This window comes from Actinoplanes rectilineatus (assembly GCF_000962825.1).
In the GTDB taxonomy this organism is placed as follows: Bacteria; Actinomycetota; Actinomycetes; order Mycobacteriales; family Micromonosporaceae; genus Actinoplanes; species Actinoplanes rectilineatus.
In genome coordinates, this window is the sequence record NZ_JZKF01000051.1 from 1 (window position 1) to 21,031 (window position 21,031).

Below are 21,031 nucleotides of genomic sequence, written 5' to 3' on the forward strand. Positions count from 1 at the left end.
CTTGGAGTGACAAACCTTGATACCGGAACTCCGCTTCTTACTCCCCGATCAACACACCCCTTGACCAGCCACACCAACGCCTAACTGAACGGCGTTGCGACTAGATGTGGGGAACGGCGACCCGGCCTATCGCCGCGGGCGTTATCTCGATCGTCGTTTCCGGATCCATCGCCTGATCGGAGGCGTCGCGGGCCGCAAAGGCGACCCGCCGTTCCTCCACCACCAGGCGGATCCGGCGCTGCATGCGGCGCTGCATCTTGAGGCGTTCGAATCGGTTCGTCACGGTGGCCGCTCCTTCGCCGGCACCCGGTCAGGCCGGGCGAAACCCGTGCCTGCCGCGTGGTCGCGGTCGGTAACTGTGCATGGCCCGGTAACTGAAGAGCCTGATAACTGAAGAGCCCGGTAACTGAAAAGACGTAACAGAGCTACCGTCGGTTGCTTCAATCTGGCAAAAAGGTCTGCGGGTCGCAATGCTCTTGCCGAAACGCAGCCCGTTGTTCACCGGGTCCTGACCGTCCGCACTACCTTGGTGGCATGACGGAGAGCACCAACGGGCGACCGCCGGCGTCCCCGGAACGTCACCGCGGCGCGGTCACGTTGCGCCGGGATGCCATCCCACCCAGCACCGCCGACGCCAAACTGCTCGACTCACCCCACCGCGGGGAGTGGAAGACCAAGGACGCCTGGCGTGCCCTGCGGATCCTCTCCGAGTTCGTCGAGGGCTTCGACACCCTGGCCGACCTGCCGCCCGCGGTCAGTGTCTTCGGCTCGGCCCGCAGCCGCCCGGACAGCTACGAGTGCGAACTGGCCGAGAGCGTCGGCGCCGCCCTGGCCCATGCCGGGTACGCGGTGATCACCGGTGGCGGTCCGGGCGTGATGGAGGCGGCCAACCGTGGCGCCACCGAAGCCGGCGGGATGTCCGTCGGCCTCGGCATCGAACTCCCCTTCGAACAGGGCCTCAACGACTGGGTGGACGTCGGCATCGACTTCCGCTACTTCTTCGTCCGCAAGACCATGTTCGTCAAGTACGCGCAGGCCTTCATCGTGCTGCCCGGCGGCTACGGCACCCTCGACGAACTGTTCGAGGCGATCACCCTGGTGCAGACCAAGAAGGTCACCCGCTTCCCGGTGATCCTGATGGGCGTCGACTACTGGAGCGGCCTGCTCGACTGGATGAAGACCCGGATGCTCGACGACGGCAAGATCAGCCCGGCGGACCTCGACCTGATCCAGGTCACCGACGACGTCGCCGAAGCGGTCCGGATCATCATGGACGCCGACGAACGGGACACCCACTGATGGCCGCCATCTGCGTGTTCTGCGCCTCCTCCACCACCCTCGAACAGCGCTGGCTCGACCTGGCCACCGAAACCGGCCGGGCCCTCGCCGAACGCGGGCACACCCTGGTCTCCGGCGGCGGTTGCGTCGGCATGATGGGCACCGTCGCCGACGGCGCCCGCTCCGCCGGCGGGCACACCCTCGGCATCATCCCGCAGTGTCTGGTCGACCTGGAGGTCGCCGACATCGCCTCGGACGAACTCGTCGTCACCACCGACATGGGCGCCCGCAAGAACGTGATGATCGAGCGCTCGGACGCGTTCATCACCCTGCCCGGCGGCCTCGGCACCCTCGACGAACTGTTCGAGGTCTGGACCACCGCGACCCTGGCCGTACACCGCAAACCGATCGTCCTGCTCGACCCGGACGGCTTCTACGACGGCCTGGTCACCTGGCTCGGCGGCCTGGTCGACGACAAGTTCGTCCGCCCCGCCGCGATGGAGATGCTCCGGGTGACACGCTCCGTCCCCGAGGCTCTCGATGTGATCGAGCAGGTCCTGGGCGAATAACGTCATACCGGCGTGCTCTCATAGATGCCGTGAGCACGCCGGCCCCCCAGTCCCCGGTGCGCCGGCCGGCCTATCGCCTGGTGCGGCGTCCCCGCCCGGTCGTGCCCGCGTTGCCGGCCGACGACATCCAGCGCCGGATCGCCGGGCACACCAGCGGTCCGCTGCTGGTCGTGGGCGGTCCCGGCACCGGCAAGACCAGCGTGCTCGTCGAGTCGGTCGCCGCGCGCATCGCCGAGGGGGCCGACCCGGAACGGATCCTGGTGCTCACGTTCGGGCGCCGCGCCGCCGCGTCCCTGCGGGACGGCATCGAGGCGCGGATCGCCGACAACCCCGGGCGCATCGTGCACGAGCCGCTGGTGCGGACGTTTCATGCGTATGCGTTCGGTCTGCTGCGCCGGGCCGCGGCCGAACGGGGCGAGCCGTCGCCGCGGCTGCTCACCGGTCCCGAACAAGACCTGATCATCCGGGAGCTGCTGTCCGCCGTCGGCGACCCGGAGACCCCCGACGCCATCGGCTGGCCGGACGCGCTCCGGCCGGCCCTGCCCACCAAGGCGTTCGCCCAGCAGCTGCGCGACCTGATGCAGCGCGCCGCCGAGCGTGGCATCGGCCCGGTCCGGCTCGCCCAACTCGGCGAACGCCTCGGTCGCGACGACTGGCCGGCCGCGGCCCGCTTCCTCCGGGAGTATGTCGCGGTGCTGGCCCTGCGGGACGTGACCACCCGGGGATCGGCCGCCTACGACCCGGCCGAACTGGTCCGGGCCGCCTCCGGGCTGCTCGCCGACGACCCCGTCCTGCTGGCGGCCGAACGCCGGCGGTTGTCGTTCGTCTACGTCGACGAGCTGGCCGAGACCGACCCGGCCCAGATCGAGCTGCTGTCGCTGGTCGCGGGCGGGGGGACGCCGCTGGTGGCGTTCGCCGACCCGGACTCGTCGGTGTTCGGGTTCCGCGGTGCCGAGCCGGGAGTGGTGGCGACCTTCCCAGACGAGTTCCGGACGGTCTCGGGGGAGCCGGCGCCGACGATCACCCTGCATACGAACTATCGGATCGCGGCGCCGTTGCTGTCGGCTACGGGGCGGGTGGCTCGCCGGATGCGGGGGGCGATCGGTCATCGGCCGATGTTCCCGCCGGCTCCTTCCGCCTCGCCGGGAGATCCGGGCGAGGTCTCGCCTCGGCCGGGTGCTGTCTCCGGCGGCTCGGGTGCCGTCTCTGACGGCTCGGGCGCTGTCTCCGGTTCGGGTGCCGCCGCCGGCGTGGCTGGTGAGCGGTCCACGGCGGAGGCGGTGGAGGAGCGGTCCACGGCGGAGCCGGCGGAGGAGCGGTCCACGGCCGAGCCGGGGGAGGAGCGGTCCACGGCCGAGCCGGAGGAGGAGCGGCTCACGGCGGAGGCGGTGGTGCGGACTTTTCGGTCGCCGGCCGCTGAGACGGCGTTCATCGCGCATGCGCTCCGCGAGGCACACCTGTTGCACGGCATCCCGTGGTCGCGGATGGCAGTGCTGATGCGGTCCACCTCGTTGCAGCAACCGACGGTGCAGCGGGCGCTCGCCGCCGCCGGGGTGCCGACCGTGGTGCACGCCGAGGACCTGCCGCTGCACCTGCAGCCCGCGGTCGCGCCGTTCCTGCTGCTCCTGCGCTGCGCCCTCGACCAGCGGATTCTCGACGAGGAGGCCGCGGTCGCCCTGCTCCACTCGCCGCTCGGTGGCGCCGACCCGCTCGCCGAACGCCGCCTGCGGCAGGGACTCCGCGCCCTCGCCCTGGCCGCCGGTGACCGCCGGCCCTCCGGTGAGCTGCTCGTCGACGCGCTGCGCGACCCGGCCGGGTTGGACCTGGTCGAACGGCGTTGGGCCCGGCCCGCCCAGACGGTCGCCCGGCTGCTGCGGGTCGGACGCGAGACCGCCGCCGTACCGGGCGCCTCGGCCGAGGACGTGCTCTGGACCGTGTGGCGGGCCAGCGGCCTGGCCGACCGGTGGTTCGCGATGAGCACCGGTGCCACCCCCGCCGCCGGTCACCGGGAGGTGGGCCGGGCCCGTCAGTGGCGTGCCGAGGCCGCCGACCGCGACCTGGACGCCATGGTGGTGCTCTTCGACGCGGCCGCCCGGTTCGTCGACCGGCTGCCCGGCGCGGGCGCCGAGGTCTTCATCGACCACGTCCTCGGGCAGGACCTCCCGGCCGACTCGATCGCGCCCAGCGCCGACCGGGGTGAGGCGGTCCGGCTGCTCACCGCGCACGCGGCGAAAGGCCTGGAGTGGGACGTCGTGGTCCTTGCCGGCGTCCAGGAGGGCATCTGGCCCGACCTGCGCCTGCGCGGCAGCCTGCTCGGTTCGGAACGCCTGGTCGACGTGCTGGCCGGCCGTCCCGCCTCGGGCCCGGCCGCGGTGGCGGGCGAGACGTCGGCGCTGCTCGACGAGGAACGCCGCCTGTTCTATGTGGCGATCACCCGCGCCCGGCGCCGTCTCGTGGTGACCGCGGTGGCGTCGTCGGGCGTCGGCGGCGCGGCCGGCGAGGAACAACCAAGCCGTTTCCTGACCGAACTGGCCCTGCCGATCGCCCAGCCGGGCGGCGGCCGCGACGACGGTCCGGAGGGCGACGGGACGGGCGGCCCGACCGGACCGATGCCCGGGCCTCCGAGCCCCGACGACGATCTGTGGGCCACCGGCGTCCCCACCGAACCCGACGACGCCGACGACCCGATCGACCCCGCCACCGATACCACCGAACCCGCGGTCGCCGAACCCATGGTCACCGAACCCACTGACCCTGGTGCCGACGAGTTCGACGGCAGCACCGAGTTCGCCGCCGCCGACCCCGGCCACGCCGATCACCCCGTCGGCCCGGTCACCGAATCCGCTGTCGGCGAACCCACCGACGCCACCGACGCCACCGACCCCGCAGCCGGCGACCTCATCGACCCCGCTACCAACGCCGATCGGCCCGCAGCCGACGGCGGCGATTCTCGCGGCGAGAACGGTGCGGGGCACGAGGGCGACGACGGGGAGGAAGCTGAGCTTCCGGTGGGGCGGCCGCCCCGGGCTCTCACACTGGCGTCGTTGGTGGCCGAGTTGCGTACCGTGATCATCTCGGAGGGGTCGACGCCGCGACGGCGGTTTGCCGCCGCTCGGGAGCTCGCCCGTCTGGCGGCGGCCGGGGTGCCGGGTGCTCATCCCGACGAGTGGTGGGGGCTGCGGCCGCTCTCCGACGACCGGCCGCTCGTCGACGAGGGCCAACCGGTGAAGGTCACCCCCTCCAACATGGAGAGCGCGTTGCGGTGCAGCCTGCGCTGGCTGCTCGAACGGCACGGCGGGGCGGCACCGGCCGGTCCGGCGCAGGGCATCGGCAACCTGGTGCACGCCGCCGCCATGCTGGCCGAGGACGCCAACGCCGACCGGGAGAAACTGGTCGAGTACGTCTCCGCCCGCTTCGACTCGATCGAGCTGGCCGCGCGCTGGCTGGCCGGCCCGGAGCAGGAACGCGCCCAGGGCATGGTCGACAAACTGCTGCGCTGGCTGGCGGTCAACCCGCGGCGGCTGCTCGCGATCGAGCACGAGTTCACCGTGCGGCTGGAGGACGAGCAACGGCCGATCCAGCTCACCGGCCGGGTCGACCGGTTGGAGATCGACGAGGAGGGGCGGCTGGTGGTCATCGACCTGAAGACCGGCAAGACCACCGCCGTCTCCGGCGCTGACGTTGCGGAGAACCCGCAGCTCGCCGGCTATCAGGCGGCTGTCGACGCCGGGGCGTTCGCCGACTACGGCACCGACAGCGGCGGCGCGGCCCTGGTGCAGCTCGGTCCGGGCAAGGACGCCCGGGAGCAGATGCAGTTGCCGATCACCGAGGCGACCGACCCGCAGTGGGCGTACGCGATGGTCCGCCGTACCGCCGAGACGATGGCCGCGTCCACCTTCTCCGCGGTGGCGAACAGCCGATGCCGGGTCTGCCCTGTCCGGACCAGTTGCCCGATCTCCGGCAAGGGCCGTCAGGTGGTGGAGCCGTGAGCCAGCCGAGTCTTTTCCCCGACGTGCCCCGTCCCCGGCGGCGGGCCGACGCCGGCCCCCGCTACACCCCCGGCGAGCTGGCCCGGCTGCTGCGCCTGCCGCCGCCCACCAGCGAACAGGAGGCGATCATCGCGGCGCCGGTGGAGCCGCTGCTCGTGGTCGCCGGCGCCGGTTCGGGCAAGACCGAGACGATGGCCTCCCGGGTGGTGTGGTTGGTCGCCAACGGGTATGCGCTTCCCGGCGAGATCCTCGGCCTCACCTTCACCCGCAAGGCCGCCGGTGAGCTGGCGCACCGGGTCCGTGCCCGGCTCGGTCAGCTGGTCCGCCGCCTCGGCCGCGACGACGCGTTCACCGGCGAGGCCACCATCTCGACCTACCACGCCTATGCCGCCCGGGTGGTGACCGAGCACGGTCTGCGCGCCGGGTACGAGCCGTCCGCCCGTCTGCTCACCGAGGCCGCCCGCTGGCAGATCGTGGACTCGCTCGTCCGCTCGTACACCGGTGAGATGACCGGGGTGAACCGCGCGCCCGGCACCGTCACCGACGATGTGCTGGCGCTCTCCGCCGAGATGGCCGAGCATCTGGTCGGCCCGGACGATCTGGCCGCCTGGACCGGGCGGTTCTTCGCCGAGGTGCAGGAGTATCCGGGGCGGGTCTACAAGGACGTCACCGAGATGCTGCGCCGCCAGCAGCACCGGCTCACGCTGCTTCCGCTGGTCCGCCGTTACGAACAGCGCAAACTCGGCCTGGAGGCGATGGATTTCGGCGATCAGATGGCTCGTGCCGCGCTGGTCGCCCGCGATCATCCCGAGGTCGGTGAGGTCGAGCGCGGCCGGTTCCGGATCGTGCTCCTCGACGAGTACCAGGACACCAGTCACGCCCAGGTGACCATGCTGAACAATCTGTTCGGTGGCGGGCATCCGGTGACCGCGGTCGGTGACCCGTGCCAGTCGATCTACGGCTGGCGGGGGGCGTCGGCGGGCACGCTCGAGCGTTTCCCGGTGGATTTCACCGGTGCCGACGGCCGGCCGGCGTGGACCCGCAGTCTCTCCAAGAGCTGGCGTAACCGTCCGGAGATCCTCCGGGTGGCCAACGTGCTGTCCGCCACGCTGCGGGCCGGGGTCACCGAGTTGCAGCCGGCCGACCGGGTGGCCGAGCCGGTCGGTGGCCGCACGGTCACGTGTGCGCTGCTTCCGACGTACGCCGAAGAGGCCGAGTGGATCGGTGACTCGATGCTGACCGCGTGGCGGCTGGCCGCCGGGATGCGGGAGGCGCCGGCCGCCGAGATCCCGCTCGAGTCGCGTCCGACCAGTGCCGTGCTGGTGCGGGTGCGCAGCCAGATCCCGGTGATCGAGGAGGCGTTGCGGGCCCGGGGGCTACCGGTCGAGGTGGTCGGTCTCGGCGGCCTGCTGGACACTCCCGAGGTCCGGGACGTCGTGTGTACGCTGCGCGTCCTCGCCGATCCGGCGGACGGCGCCGCGTTGCTGCGGCTGCTCACCGGGGCACGGTGGCGGATCGGCCCGCGGGACCTGGTGGCCCTGCACCGCCGGGCACGGGCTCTCGCGGCGGACCGGGCGGCCGCGACCCCCGCCGGGGCGGAGCAGGACGAGGTGACCGCGGACCGGTTGGACGACGCGTCGCTGGTGGAGGCGATGGCCGACCTGGGTTCCCCGCTCCAGTACTCGTCCGAGGGGTTCCCGCGGCTGGTCGCGTACAGCGGAGAGTTGCGCTCGTTGCGGCAGCGCCTGGACCAGCCGCTGCCCGATCTGCTCGCCGACATCGAACGCACCATCGGCCTGGACGTGGAGGTCGCGGTGCGCGGCTGGGCGGCCGGGGACGCCGGTCTGGCCCGCGGGCATCTGGATGCGCTCGGCGCGGCGGCCACCCGCTACACCAGTGAGAACGAGAGTGGCACGGTCGCCGGTTTCCTGGCTTTCCTGGCCGCGGCCGAGGAGGAGGAGCGCGGCCTGGAGCCGGGGCAGGTCGACGTGGTCGAGGGCGCGGTGCAGATCCTCACCGCGCACGCCGCGAAGGGCCTGGAATGGGACGTCGTCGCGGTCGCCGGGCTCTGCAAGGGGGTCTGGCCGGGGATGGCCCGCGCTTCGGATCACTATCTCGGTGGCATCGGGGTGTTGCCGTTCCCGTTGCGGGGTGACGCGTCCGGTCTGCCCGAACTGGATCTGTCCGACGCGGTCGAGCAGAAGGACGTCTTCGCGGCGCTGACCACTTTCGGTCGTCTCTGGCGGGAGCACGATGTGCGGGAGGAGCGCCGCCTGGCCTATGTGGCGGTCACCCGGCCGCGGCGGCTGCTGCTCTGTTCCGGCTACTGGTGGGGGGACGGGGTGAAGCGGCCCCGTGGGCCGTCGGTCTTCCTCGACGAGATCCGTGCGGCGTGTGCGGACGGTGCCGGGGTGGTCGACGTGTGGACGCCGGAGCCCGCGCCCGGTGCCGCGAACCCGAGCGAGCAGGTGGTGGCGAGCGCCGAGTGGCCTGCGGACCCGCTGGGTCTGCGGCGTCCGGCGATGGCCGCGGCCGCCGATCTGATCCGCCGCATGATCGTCGACCCGGACGCCGGGACCGCCGAGGCGTTCGCCGAGCTGGCCGGCGCCGACCCGGAGGTGGCCGCCCGGGCCGGTCTGGCTGCGGACGCCGCCGGTCTGGCGGGCCACGGAGCCCGGATGGGCGAGGACGCCGCCGAGGAGGACGCCGACATCGTCCGCTGGCGCAAGGAGGCCCGTCTCCTGTTGGCCGAGCGTGCCGAGCTGCTCCACCACGACGGGCCGCTGGAGGTCGTGGTGCCACCGCACCTGTCGGTCTCGCAGCTGGTCGTGCTGCGCCGGGATCAGCAGGCCCTGGCCCGTTCGCTGCGCCGTCCGCTGCCGCAGCGCCCGGCGCCGCAGGCCCGCCGGGGCACCGCCTTCCACGCCTGGCTCGAGCAGCGTTTCGGGTCGGCCCGCCTGATCGACATCGACGAGCTGCCCGGTGCGGCCGACGACGATGCCGCCGGTGACGAGGAGCTGGTGGCGCTTCAGGAGGCGTTCCTGACCGGGGAGTGGGCCGACCGGACGCCGGTCGAGGTGGAGGTCCCGTTCGCGACGACGATCGCGGGTGTGGTCGTTCGCGGGCGGATGGATGCCGTCTTCGCCGACTCGGACGACCGGTTCGACGTGATCGACTGGAAGACCGGCAGGCGCCCGTCCGGTGCCGAGGCCGAGGCGGCGGCGGTGCAGCTGGCGGCGTACCGGATCGCGTGGGCGTCGTTGGCGGGGGTCCCGCTGCATCATGTCCGGGCCGGCTTCCATTACGTGAAGGAGCAGGTCACCGTCCGACCGGCGGATCTGCTCGACGCGGTCGCGCTGGCCGCCCTGATCGAGGACGTTCCGGTGGAGGTCTGAGGGGCGGCTGCACCGCGTTAACCAGGTAAAACCCGCCATTGTGGGCTGACGTGCGACTTGCCCGCCGAGGGCTTCCCCGCCCTTCTCGCCGTGCTAGGCTCGCGAGCGTTGTCAGTTTGGTTCCCAAGTACTCAGGAGCGCCTGTGGGGAAGTCTGCCCGAGGCGCTCTTTGTCGTAACCCGGGTCTTCTCCCGGACGGGCGATCAGTACGGCGACACGAGTCCCACGAGATGTGGGGTCTTACCACCTCGTTGCCGGCCACAGAGGTCGGCAACGATCGACCGTCGAGGAGACGATCATGGTTACCGGCGTTGTGAAGTGGTTCAACGCGGACAAGGGCTTCGGGTTCATCACCCCGGACGACGGCGGCGCCGACGTTTTCGCCCACTTCAGCGCGATCCAGATGTCGGGCTACCGCAGCCTGGAGGAGAACCAGCGTGTGGAGTTCGAGGTGACCCAGGGCCAGAAGGGCCCGCAGGCCGCGAACATCCGTTCCGCTTCCTGATTCGCGGCTGAACCGCTGGGCTGCGTGAGCAGCCCACGGGAACCGTGTAACTCGATCGGCGCCGCACCCGTTTCCGGGTGCGGCGCCGATGCCGTTGAGGTGGGGTTACAGCGGTCCGCGGCCGGAGCGCAGCAGCAGCAGCGCGACCTGCGTCCCGTCCGGGCCGAGCGCGGCCCGGAAACGGTCGACGATCTCCTTCTCCCGGGCCAGCACGAGGCGGGTGCCGCCGCTGGCCATCCGGGTCTTGCCGACCTCCTGGGAGATCTTCGCGCGCTCTAGCCAGAGATCGATGATCGTCTGGTCGATCTCGTCGATGCGTTCGCGCTTGCCCCGGATCGCGTCGGCGGCGGGTGCCGCGCCTGCTCCGGTGTTCTGGTCCATCACGTCGGCGGTCATGTCTGCTCCTCGGGTGCTCACGCCCCGGTCGAACCGGCCCGGGCAGCATCAAGCCCCGGGCGGTGAAGCCCGGGGCTTGATGTAGGTCTGACGTTCAGGGGCGACCTACGGCTGCCGGGCCTCCGGTGCCGTAGTAGAAAAATCGCGCCCGCTGGATCACGAGCCGAGTATGCCCCGCCCCTGGACCGGGCCGCAAGGAAACCGCCCGAACCTTGGGATGGTTTGTGCTGGTCGTCCGGGTGATGGCGGCCGATGTGCGGTTGGCCGCCGGTTGGTCATCCGGTGGTGCTGATCCGGTTCGCCGGGCCGGGTGCGACCGGGCCGGTCGCCAGGTACGCCACCAGCGCGTCCACGTCGAATCCGGGCGCGGTGACCCGTCCTGTCCCGAGCGTCAGGTTGCTGAATCCGTCGCCGCCGTTGGCCAGGAAGTCGTTGGTGGTGACCAGGTAGTTCGCGGCCGGGTCGACCGCCGTCCCGTTCAGCTGCAGTGCGCTGACCTTGGCGCCGGCCGGGGCGGACGCCGACCAGGTGTAGGTCAGTCCCGCCGACACCTGCAGGATCCGCTGGGCGGTCTGCCCGCCGAAGCCCACGAACTGCTGCTCGAGGACGTCCTTGAGTTGTGCCCCGGTGAGGCTCTGGGTGACCACCAGGTTGTTGAACGGCTGGACGGTGAACGCCTCGCCGTAGGTGACCTGCCCGTACGCCTCCCCGCCGGACGACTGGTCGGCGTCCAGGTCGGCCCGGATGCCGCCCGGGTTCATCAGCGCGATCCGTGCCCCGGCGCTCTGCGTGTACGCCAGCTGCGCGTCCGCGATCACGTCGCCGAGCGGGCTCTCCCCGGCCGGGTTCGCGGTCCGGCTGATGTCGGCGCTGATGCTGCCGACGAGCCGGTTCGCGATCGGGGCGACCGCCGTCCGGTACTTGTCGGCGACCTTCTCGGCGGCGGCGTCCACGGTGTCCGGATTCTTGGCGTACGCCCCGGTGGCGTCCTTGACCCAGCCGCCGTTGCCGTCCGGTACGCCGTTCTCCACGATCACATTCCGCGCGGTGACGGTGGCGAACCGCCCGGTCCTGCGGTCGATGCTCCAGTCGATGTCGGTGATCAGCTGCCCGTTGCTTCCGGCGCTGGTCACGACCGTGTCGGCGCCGGCGGCGTTCGGTAGCGCGCAGGAGTAGAACCGGTGCGTGTGACCGGAGATCACGATGCCGATCTCCGGGTTGAGCCCGGCCACGATCGGCACCACCGGACCGGTGAACCCGGTGCAGTCGGAGACGCCCGGGGTGGGTGTGGCCGACGCCTGCGAGCCGCCTTCGTGCAGCAGCAGCACCTGCGCCTTCACGCCGAAGGCCTTGAGCAGGCCACTCCACTTGTTGGCGGTCTCCACCTCGTCGGTGAAGTGCACGTTCGTGATGCCGGCCGGGTTGACGATGCGCGGGGTGCCGGCGAGCGTCATGCCGATGAACCCGACCGGCACGCCCCCGACGTACCTGATGTCGATGGGCGGCAGGATCGGCAGGCCGGTCTTGTTGTCGATGGTGTTCGCGGCGAGATATTTGAACTTCGCGCCGGCGAATCCGTCGCCGTCCTGGCAGCCGTCGGTGGGGTGGCAGCCGCCGCGCTGGATGCGGAGCAGTTCGCTCACACCCTCGTCGAACTCGTGGTTGCCGACCGAGCTGACCTGAAGGCCGACCTGGTTCATCAGTTCGATCGTGGGCTCGTCGTGGAAGGCGGCACTGACCAGCGGCGTCGCCCCGATCAGGTCACCCGCCCCGGCGGTGATCGTGGTGCGGCCCTCGGCCCGTGCCTCGGCGCGCAGCGTCTTGAGATACGTCGCCAGGTATTCGACCCCGCCGGCCGGGGTGCTCGTGCCGCTCGCGTTGACCACCGCGCCGCTGCCGGTCGGCGGGTCGATCGCCCCGTGGAAGTCGTTGTAACTGAGGAACTGCCCCTTCACCGTGCCGCCCGACGGCGTCCCGTACGAGACGGACACCGGGGCGAACTCGGGTGGCGCGGCCGCTCCCGGGTTGCCGGGGAGCGCGGTGAGCACGCCGGTGGCGGCCAGGACGGCCACCGGCAGGGCGAGACGCTGGGATGAAGCCATCGTATCGATCCCCCGTTCGGAGAGAGATTTCCACCAACCCGGACAGCCTGGTGGATCAGGTGATCCATTACCACCACCCCGCGGTGGAATCGCATCGCCGAACGCCGATGAAGGACCCGTCCGGGTGTACGAGTGTTGTCGGGGGGTCGGCATACACTGGCCCGGCGATGCGACCTTCCTCTGAACCTTCCGACGCCCTGTTCTCCCTGCCCCCGGTGCGGGTCCCGGAGACACCCCGGCCCGCGCCCCGGCGGCTGGACCCGGCAACCCTGCTCGAGGGGCTGAACGGCCCGCAGCGGGACGCGGTCACCCATGCCGGTGGTCCGCTGCTGATCGTGGCCGGTGCGGGCTCGGGCAAGACCCGGGTGCTGACCCACCGGATCGCCTACCTGCTGGCCGAGCGGGACGTGCATCCCGGCGAGATCATCGCGATCACGTTCACCAACAAGGCCGCCGGCGAGATGAAGGAACGGGTGGCCCAGCTGGTCGGCCCGCGCGCCCGGCTGATGTGGGTGTCGACCTTCCACTCGGCGTGCGTGCGGATCCTGCGGGCCGAGCACGAGCACGCCGGGCTGAAGAGCACCTTCTCCATCTACGACGCGGACGACTCGCGCCGGCTGATGCAGCTGGTCGCCCGGGAGCTCGACCTCGACCCGAAGCGCTACACCGCGCGCGGGCTGGCCGCCCAGGTGTCGAACCTGAAGAACGAGCTGATCGAGCCCGAGGACTACAAGAACAAGGCGAAGGGGCCGAACGAGCGGGCCGTCGCCGAGGCGTACGAGTTGTATCAGCGTCGGCTGCGTGAGGCGCACGCGCTGGACTTCGACGACATCATCATGACCGTGGTGCACCTGTTCCAGTCGCACCCGATGATCGCCGAGACCTACCGCCGCCGGTTCCGGCACGTGATGGTCGACGAATACCAGGACACCAACATCGCGCAATACCAGCTCATCCGGGAGCTGGTCGGCACCGAGGGCGGCGAGGTCGAGCCGAGCGAGCTGTGCGTGGTCGGTGACGCCGACCAGTCGATCTATGCCTTCCGCGGTGCGACGATCCGCAACATCCTGGAGTTCGAGCGCGACTACCCGCAGGCCCGCACCATCCTGCTGGAGCAGAACTACCGGTCCACCCAGACCATCCTGACCGCCGCCAACGCGGTGATCGACCGGAACACCTCCCGCAAGCCCAAGCGCCTCTGGAGCGACCAGGGCGCCGGCGAGCAGATCGTCGGCTACGTCGCGGACACCGAGCACGCCGAGGCCGACTGGGTGGCCCGCGAGATCGACCGGCTCACCGACAACCACGACGTGCGCCCCGGCGACGTGGCCGTCTTCTACCGCACCAACGCGCAGTCCCGGGTGTTCGAGGAGGTGTTCATCCGGGTCGGCCTGCCCTACAAGGTGGTCGGCGGGGTGCGCTTCTACGAGCGCAAGGAGGTCCGCGACGCGCTGGGCTACCTCCGCGCGATCGTGAACGACGACGACACGGTCAGCATCCGCCGCGTGCTGAACACCCCCAAACGGGGCATCGGCGACCGGGCCGAGGCGTGCATCGAGGCGCTCGCCGGACGCGACCGGGTCTCGTTCGGCCAGGCGCTGCGACGTGCGAAGGACGCCCCGGGCATCTCCACCCGCGCGGTCAACAGCATCACCGACTTCGTGCAGCTCCTCGACGACCTGCGCGAACTGGCGCTCGTCGCCCCGCCGGAGGAGGTGCTGGAGGCGGTCCTGCAGCGCTCCGGCCTGCTCGGCGAGCTGGAGGAGAGCCTCGACCCGCAGGACCAGGGCCGGGTGGAGAACCTCCGCGAGCTGGTCAGCGTCGCCCGCGAATACACCGAACGCGTCGAGACCCTGGCCGCCGGGGACGACCCGGACCCGGAGGCGCCGTCGACGGCGTCGCTGGCCGGTTTCCTCGAGCAGGTCGCGCTGGTCGCCGACGCCGACCAGATCCCCAGCGACGACCCCGACCACCAGGGCGTGGTCACGCTGATGACCCTGCACACGGCCAAGGGCCTGGAGTTCCCGGTGGTCTTCCTGAGCGGCCTGGAGGACGGCGTCTTCCCGCACATGCGGGCCCTCGGCGACAACACCGAGCTGGAGGAGGAGCGCCGCCTGGCCTACGTCGGGATCACCCGGGCCCGCCAGCGGCTCTACCTCTCCCGCGCGGTGACCCGTTCGGCCTGGGGCCAGCCGCAGTACAACCCGCCGTCCCGGTTCACCGACGAGCTGCCGCCGGAGTTGGTGCGCTGGGAGCGCACCGGCGGGTCGTACACCTCCTGGTCCGGGACCGGGGGCGGGGTGGGTGGTCGCGGTGGGGGAGACCGCCAGCGCGGCGGAGGCTTCGCCGGGGGTACGCCCAAAGCACAGCGGATCGCCGAGCGGCTCGGGATCGACGCCTCCCAGTTGTCCACGGCCAGTGAACTGAAGAAACAGGCGCCGAAGGTGGACGCCGGAGACCGGGTCAACCACCAGCGGTACGGTCTGGGCCGGGTCGTCGCGGTGGAAGGCCACGGTCCCGGCGCCCGGGCCCAGATCGACTTCGGTGACCAGACGATGTGGCTGGTATTACGGCACGCGCCGATCGAGAAGCTCTGACGCCGCGCCCAGGAGCGTGGCCAGCGTCGCCGGCTGGCCCGCTTCCGGGGCCCGGTCGCGGGCGTGCCGCGGGGCGGTCCGTGCCGGGGCCTTCCACAACGCCGGGTCCAAGGCGTTGAACCCGGGCTGATCCTCGTCGCCGGGAAGCGCGTGCTTAGGTGCCTGCTTCTGCGTGGTGGTCGCGGCCTGGTGCTGCGCTGTGGTCTGTTTCTGCGGCCCGGCCTGTCTTTGCGGCCCGGTCTGTTCGTGCGGCCCGGCCTGTTTCTGCGGCCCGGCCTGTTCGTGGGGCGCGGGTGCGGTCTGAGGGGCCGGGGCGGCTTCGAGTGCGTGTTTCGGCGCCTCGATCGTGTCCGGTTGCGCCGCGTGCCGGGGTTCCCGTGCCGTCGTGGTGTCCCGTGCGTGCTTGGGCGCCACCACCGGCGCCTGCTGCGGCGGCCGGGCTTCCGCGGTCGCCTCGGTGCCAGCAACACCCGTGCCAGCAAAACCCGTGCCAGCAGCACCCGTGTCGGTCGTGTCCGTACCGGTCACGACTGTCCGGGTTGCGGTGGTGCCGGTCGCGGTGGTCCGGACAGGGACGCGTTTCGGGACGACCGACGGGACAGCAGGCGGGGCATTCTCCGGGATCGTCCTCGGTGGCATCTTCGCCGGTGCCTTCCCCGGTGCCTTCGCCGGCGTCCTCAGCTGCGAGTCTGCCGGGTTCTTCGGAGCGTCGAGAAGCGGGTTCCCCGGTTCGACGGCCGGGAAGTTAGCCGAACCGCTGACCGGCGCCGGACACCCGGTGATCTCGACGCCGTGCGCACGCATCCACGAGGTCGGCTCGATCGGATTCTGGTAATACCCCTGATGCACCTCGAAATGCAGGTGCGGACCGGTGGACCGGCCGGTCGAGCCCTCGTCGCCGATCCGCTGCCCGGCCACCACCCGCTGGCCCGCGATCACGCCGATCACCGCCATGTGCCCGTAGTGGGTGAGATACCCGTCCTCGTGATCGATCAGGACGGCGTTGCCGTACCCGTTCTCGACCCGGGCGGACACCACCACTCCCGCGCCGGCCGCCACGATCGGCGTCCCGTGCGCGGCGGCCAGGTCGACGCCGGCGTGCAGACGGCCCCAGCGCGGCCCGAAACAGGAGGTGACGCGCGCGCTGGGAATCGGGTGCACCCATCCGGTCATCCCGGCCGGGATGACACCGCCCGCCGCGAAACCCCAGTCCGCGAACGTCCACGCCGGGTCGATCAGCGGTTTGCGCAGCACCTCGGACGGGGTCGGGGCCGCCGACGGATTCTCGGCGGCCATCCGTTCGGCGAGGGGGAACTCCTTGCCCGGTGCGGCGTCCCAGGGAGGCGGGACGATCGGCAGGGCGGCCGGGGCGTGCGCCGCCGTGTGCCCGCCGGAGACGGTTCCGCTCAGCGGCTCGGCGGCGGCCGCGGACGAGCCGATCGCCCCGATGCCGGCGGCCAGGGTGGCACTCATGGCGGTGACCGAGACCGCGGAACGGGCACCGGTGGCGACCAGTTCGGGAACGCTGGAAGCGGCGCGATGTCGGTGCAGCTGCTCGCTGCGGTGTCGTCCGACCTGTCCGGATGACGAATCCTGCCCCACGGGTTGCTCCCTTTCCGACCATGACTACGTCGTCACGTTTCATGTCGGCGGGAAGGCGCGGGGTGCTGAGCGGGAACGGCAACAAACTTGCACCCGTACGGAACCCGTTCGTGCCGGGGATCGGGTGGAAAGATCAGGAAGAGCCGGTCGGAGGCAGCCGGCAGGGAGTGGCTCAGGCGGGGGAAGTTGCGGCCCGGACGGGAGTGGCTCAGGCGGGGGAAGCTGCGGCCCGGACGGGAGCGGCCCAGGCGGGGGAAGCTGCGACCCGGACGGGAGCGGCTCGTGAAGCGGCGGTCGACCCGGGCAGGAAGCGTGCTCAGGCGGGAGCGGAGGCCCGGACGGGAGTGGCTCAGGAAGCGGCGCCGACCGCCATGCCCGCATACACCGATTCGATCTGCAGCTTGATGTCGACGCCGCGGTCGCGCAGGAAGACGATCGGGTCGGTCGGGGTGCCGTTCACGTGGACCTCGAGGTGCAGGTGCGTTCCGTAGGACGCTCCGGTGTTGCCGACCTCGCCGATGACCTGGCCTGCCTGGACGGTGGCGCCCTTCTCGACCAGCAGGCGCCGGGAGTGGGCGTAGATCATCTCGGTGCCGTCGTCCTGCTGGATGGTGATCGAGTAGCCGTAGCCGCCGTTGTATCCGGCCGCCGTCACCGTGCCACCGTGCACCGCCTTGTAGGGCGTGCCCTCCGGGGCGGCGAGGTCGATGCCGGCGTGCAGCTTGCCGAAGCGGATGCCGTAGGGCGACGTGAACTGGTAGTCGTCGAGGGGTAGGAGGTAGATGTCCTCCGTGTTGACCTCGGACTCGAGAGCGGCGTCGGCGGTGCGGTCCTCACCGCGCGAGGCGCGGGTGTCGTCGGAGCGGGAGTCCAGGGCGTCGGCGGCGACCTGAGAGGTCTCCAATCCCTGGAGGACGTCCGGGTTGACCGCCTTCTGATCGGGAAGGTTGGAAGCTGCGCCCAGGGCGACGACACCGGCTCCGACGAAGGCGGAGGTGACGACAGCGGCGTAACGGCTGCGGGGAGGGGTGGGCACGCGGCGGCGGCCGCGATAACGATCGGGCTCAGACGACAAGCGCTGGCGCACGAAGAAACCCTCCGTCGGTGGCATTGCGGGCGGCTTCCACACATCCGGCGTGGTGCCGTCAGCTGTGGTGTGCCGGGCTGCTGCGGTTGGGGGGACCTGTGCGACAGCCGTGGCCACGGTAACGAAACGGCAGCCCCCTCACAAGTCGCAGCGCCAATTTCGTGACAGTTCCTGGTCAGTATTGATCAGCTATTGTCCGAATTGGTTACCTTTTCCGAGGGGCGATATCACAACCCTGAGTAATGGCTCGGAAAGCGCTCGGTTATGTGACCGGGGCTACCATTGCGTTTCCTGAGTGGCCCCTGTGCGCCAACCGTACGGCTATCCCCGCACCCGCGGCGCGGGTTACCGTTCGTTCAGGTGACCTCGGTGCGGCCCGGCCGGCGCGCGGACGCCGGGGCCGGAACCCGAAGGGGTCGACATGCGAGCACGGATCAGGGTGGTCGTCGCCAAACCCGGCCTGGACGGGCACGACCGGGGTGCCAAGGTGGTGGCCCGCGCGCTGCGCGACGCCGGCATGGAGGTCGTCTACACCGGGCTGCACCAGACGCCCGAGCAGATCGTCGAGACCGCCGTTCAGGAGGACGCCGACGCGATCGGCCTCTCCGTTCTCTCCGGCGCACACATGACGCTTTTCCGGAGAGTATTGGAGTTGTTGGCGGAGCGTGACGCGGCGGACATCGTCGTTTTCGGTGGCGGCATCATTCCGGACGGCGACATCGCGGAATTGGCGTCACTCGGTGTGGCCCGGATATTCACGCCGGGTGCGACGACCGCTTCCATCGTCGAATGGGTACGGGCGAATGTCGCCACGCCGGTTGCCTGATCAGGCTGTTTCCCCGCACTGACCCGCGGTCGGTGCATTAGGGGAGGGACCGGACGCACCCCTCACACGTCCGGCCCCTCTATGCGCGATGCCCCGCCGCCACCCCTCGACCGACAGGGCATCGGCCGCTTGCGTGCCGGGCGCCGTAGCGCTCCGACACCTGACTCAACGACGCCCTGCCGGACCGGTTACGCACGCGCGTTCCTTTTTTCTGCGACATCGACACGGGTCTCCGGCGCCCGGGGCGCCGTGCCTGGTGCCGGTGGGGACGAAGGGGCCGGACCCGACCTGTGAGAACACTCGCGCCGCGGTCGCCACGAAAGCCCCGGAGCTGTGTTTTCGTCACACTGGTGTGTGGTCTTGCACACCATGCACCCGCGCGGTCACCGGGGTCGAAACGGTCGCTACTCTGCGGATGAGGGCCATTCCGTACTTGCGGAGGGGCCGAAGATCCTCACGCTGGCGGCGCTGCTGCGACGCGCCGCGCACACAGGTCGGGACGCAACGGTGCGGCTTGCCGGCGCTTGGCGTCGCGAGCGAAAGGAGACACGTGGACCTGTTCGAGTATCAGGGGCGCGACCTGTTCGAACGGCACGGCCTGCCCGTGCTGGGCGGCGGCGTCGCTGAGACCCCGCAGGAGGCCCGGGCGATCGCCGAGCGCCTCGGTGGCAAGGTCGTCGTCAAGGCTCAGGTGAAGGTCGGCGGCCGCGGCAAGGCCGGCGGCGTCAAGCTGGCCGACGGCGCGGACGAGGCCGAGGCCCGGGCGACCGACATCCTCGGCATGGACATCAAGGGCCACACGGTCCACAAGGTGATGCTGGCCGAGACGGCCGACATCAAGGAGGAGTACTACTTCTCCTACCTGCTGGACCGGGCCAACCGGACCTTCCTCTGCATCGCCAGCGTCGCCGGCGGCATGGAGATCGAGACCGTGGCCGAGACCGACCCGGACCGGGTCGCCAAGGTCGCCATCGACGCCAGCAAGGGTGTCGACGAGGCGAAGGCCCGCGAGATCGTCGCCGCCGCCAAGTTCCCGGCCGACGTCGCCGACCAGGTCGTCGACATCGCCGTGAAGCTGTGGCAGGCGTTCGTCGCCGAGGACGCGCTCCTCGTCGAGGTCAACCCGCTCGCCAAGGTGGGCGACGGCCGGGTGCTGGCGCTGGACGCCAAGGTCACCCTGGACGAGAACGGCGGCTTCCGCCACCCCGACCACGAGGCCCTCGAGGACAAGTCCGCCGTCGACCCGATCGAGCAGGCGGCCAAGGCCAAGAACCTCAACTACGTCAAGCTGGACGGCGAGGTCGGCATCATCGGCAACGGCGCCGGCCTGGTCATGTCGACCCTGGACGTGGTGGCCTACGCGGGCGAGCGGCACGGCGACGTCAAGCCGGCCAACTTCCTCGACATCGGTGGCGGCGCGAGCGCCCAGGTGATGGCGAACGGCCTGGAGATCGTCCTCGGCGACCCGTCCGTGAAGTCCGTCTTCGTGAACGTGTTCGGCGGCATCACCGCCTGTGACGCGGTGGCCAACGGCATCATCCAGGCCCTGGCCCTGCTCGCCGAGCGCGGCGAGACGGTCACCAAGCCGCTCGTGGTGCGTCTCGACGGCAACAACGCCGAGGCCGGCCGTGCCATCCTCGACGGCGCCAACAACCCGCTGGTCGAGCGGGTGGACACCATGGACGGGGCGGCCGAGCGCGCCGCCGAGCTCGCGGCTGCGGGGAAGTGAACTAATGGCTATCTGGCTCACCAAGGACTCCAAGGTCATCGTCCAGGGCATCACCGGCGGTGAGGGCTCGAAGCACACCAAGCGGATGCTCGCCGCGGGCACCCAGGTCGTCGGCGGTGTGAACCCGCGCAAGGCCGGTACCAAGGTCGACTTCGACGGCACCGAGCTGCCCGTCTTCGCCACGGTCGCCGAGGCGATCAAGGAGACCGGCGCGGACGTGTCGGTCATCTTCGTGCCGCCGGCGTTCACCAAGGCCGCGGTCCTCGAGGCGATCGACGCCGAGATCGGCCTCGCCATCGTGATCACCGAGGGTGTGCCGGTGCAGGACTCGGCGGCCTTCTGGGCGTACAACGTGGCCAAGGGCGAGAAGACCCGGATCATCGGCCCGAACTGCCCGGGCATCGCCTCGCCGGGCGCCTCCAACGCCGGCATCATCCCGGCCGACATCACCCCGCAGGGCCGGATCGGCCTGGTCAGCAAGAGCGGCACGCTGACCTACCAGCTCATGTACGAGCTGCGGGAGTTCGGCTTCTCCACCGCCGTCGGTATCGGTGGCGACCCGATCATCGGGACCACGCACATCGACGCGCTGAAGGCGTTCCAGGACGACCCGGACACCGACGCGATCGTCATGATCGGCGAGATCGGTGGCGACGCCGAGGAGCGGGCCGCCGAGTTCATCAAGGCGAACGTCACCAAGCCGGTGGTCGGTTACATCGCCGGCTTCACCGCCCCGCCCGGCAAGACCATGGGTCACGCCGGTGCGATCATCTCCGGCTCGGCGGGCACCGCCGATGCCAAGAAGATCGCGCTCGAGGCGGCCGGCGTCAAGGTCGGCAAGACGCCGAGTGAGACGGCGCAGCTCATGCGCGAGATCATGAGCTGAGGTCAGTGACCGAACGGCGCGCCGCTGACCGGGTCGAACGCGACCCGATCGGCGGCGCGCCGCTGTTTCT

General features: G+C 71.0%; 14 protein-coding genes. 9 read left to right on the top strand and 5 right to left on the bottom strand.

From position 1 onward, the window contains the following. Positions 1-100: 100 nt before the first annotated feature. A complete protein-coding gene (locus tag WH85_RS50835; RefSeq protein ID WP_045745517.1) occupies positions 101-283 on the bottom strand; it encodes a hypothetical protein in 183 nt (60 codons plus the stop codon). A 251-nt stretch (positions 284-534) separates the two neighbouring features. On the opposite strand from WH85_RS50835, the gene WH85_RS30580 reads away from it, so the two are divergent. The 5 genes from WH85_RS30580 to cspE all read left to right on the top strand — a co-directional run bounded on the left by WH85_RS30580 (position 535) and on the right by cspE (position 9,736). Continuing rightward, the gene (locus WH85_RS30580; protein ID WP_045745518.1) at positions 535-1,299 is read left to right on the top strand and encodes an LOG family protein; all 765 of its coding nucleotides are present in this window, start codon (positions 535-537) and stop codon (positions 1,297-1,299) included. Further along, positions 1,299-1,847 (top strand): LOG family protein, encoded by a 549-nt coding sequence (locus WH85_RS30585; protein ID WP_045745519.1) that lies wholly within the window; start codon positions 1,299-1,301, stop codon positions 1,845-1,847. The genes WH85_RS30580 and WH85_RS30585 overlap by 1 nt, the downstream gene beginning before the upstream one ends. A gap of 29 nt (positions 1,848-1,876) precedes the next feature. Continuing rightward, positions 1,877-5,836 (top strand): ATP-dependent helicase, encoded by a 3,960-nt coding sequence (locus tag WH85_RS30590; RefSeq protein WP_045745520.1) that lies wholly within the window; start codon positions 1,877-1,879, stop codon positions 5,834-5,836. Further along, complete coding sequence (locus WH85_RS30595) at positions 5,833-9,231, top strand: ATP-dependent helicase (protein ID WP_045745521.1); 3,399 nt, start codon at positions 5,833-5,835, stop codon at positions 9,229-9,231. The genes WH85_RS30590 and WH85_RS30595 overlap by 4 nt, the downstream gene beginning before the upstream one ends. Before the next feature lie 298 nt (positions 9,232-9,529). Beyond that, positions 9,530-9,736 carry a transcription antiterminator/RNA stability regulator CspE gene (cspE, locus tag WH85_RS30600; protein WP_045745522.1) on the top strand — a complete coding sequence of 69 codons (207 nt, stop codon included), beginning with the start codon at positions 9,530-9,532 and terminating at the stop codon, positions 9,734-9,736. A gap of 105 nt (positions 9,737-9,841) precedes the next feature. On the opposite strand, the gene WH85_RS30605 is transcribed toward cspE, so the two are convergent. Together WH85_RS30605 and WH85_RS30610 are read right to left on the bottom strand one after the other, a co-directional pair. Further along, positions 9,842-10,117 carry a chorismate mutase gene (locus WH85_RS30605; RefSeq protein WP_245674161.1) on the bottom strand — a complete coding sequence of 92 codons (276 nt, stop codon included), beginning with the start codon at positions 10,115-10,117 and terminating at the stop codon, positions 9,842-9,844. Between the two features lie 290 nt (positions 10,118-10,407). Then, positions 10,408-12,234 carry a bifunctional metallophosphatase/5'-nucleotidase gene (locus WH85_RS30610; RefSeq protein ID WP_045745523.1) on the bottom strand — a complete coding sequence of 609 codons (1,827 nt, stop codon included), beginning with the start codon at positions 12,232-12,234 and terminating at the stop codon, positions 10,408-10,410. Positions 12,235-12,401: 167 nt separating this feature from the next. Between WH85_RS30610 and pcrA the strand changes: the two genes are divergently transcribed. After that, positions 12,402-14,831 carry a DNA helicase PcrA gene (pcrA, locus tag WH85_RS30615; RefSeq protein WP_245674156.1) on the top strand — a complete coding sequence of 810 codons (2,430 nt, stop codon included), beginning with the start codon at positions 12,402-12,404 and terminating at the stop codon, positions 14,829-14,831. Here the strand turns inward: pcrA and WH85_RS52420 are convergent. Together WH85_RS52420 and WH85_RS30625 are read right to left on the bottom strand one after the other, a co-directional pair. Then, positions 14,802-16,433, bottom strand: coding sequence for a M23 family metallopeptidase (locus WH85_RS52420; protein WP_211275496.1), 1,632 nt, complete (start codon positions 16,431-16,433; stop codon positions 14,802-14,804). The genes pcrA and WH85_RS52420 overlap by 30 nt on opposite strands. Before the next feature lie 349 nt (positions 16,434-16,782). Further along, positions 16,783-17,520 (bottom strand): M23 family metallopeptidase, encoded by a 738-nt coding sequence (locus WH85_RS30625; protein WP_045745557.1) that lies wholly within the window; start codon positions 17,518-17,520, stop codon positions 16,783-16,785. 421 nt (positions 17,521-17,941) lie between these two features. Here WH85_RS30625 and icmB point away from each other — a divergent pair, with 421 nt between their 5' ends. The 3 genes from icmB to sucD all read left to right on the top strand — a co-directional run bounded on the left by icmB (position 17,942) and on the right by sucD (position 20,961). After that, positions 17,942-18,346, top strand: a complete 405-nt coding sequence (gene icmB, locus WH85_RS30630) for a coenzyme B12-dependent isobutyryl CoA mutase small subunit (RefSeq protein ID WP_045745524.1) — start codon at positions 17,942-17,944, stop codon at positions 18,344-18,346. 550 nt (positions 18,347-18,896) lie between these two features. Continuing rightward, complete coding sequence (gene sucC / locus WH85_RS30635; protein ID WP_045745525.1) at positions 18,897-20,075, top strand: ADP-forming succinate--CoA ligase subunit beta; 1,179 nt, start codon at positions 18,897-18,899, stop codon at positions 20,073-20,075. A gap of 4 nt (positions 20,076-20,079) precedes the next feature. Further along, positions 20,080-20,961 carry a succinate--CoA ligase subunit alpha gene (sucD, locus tag WH85_RS30640; protein ID WP_045745526.1) on the top strand — a complete coding sequence of 294 codons (882 nt, stop codon included), beginning with the start codon at positions 20,080-20,082 and terminating at the stop codon, positions 20,959-20,961. The last annotated feature ends 70 nt before the right edge of the window (positions 20,962-21,031 follow it).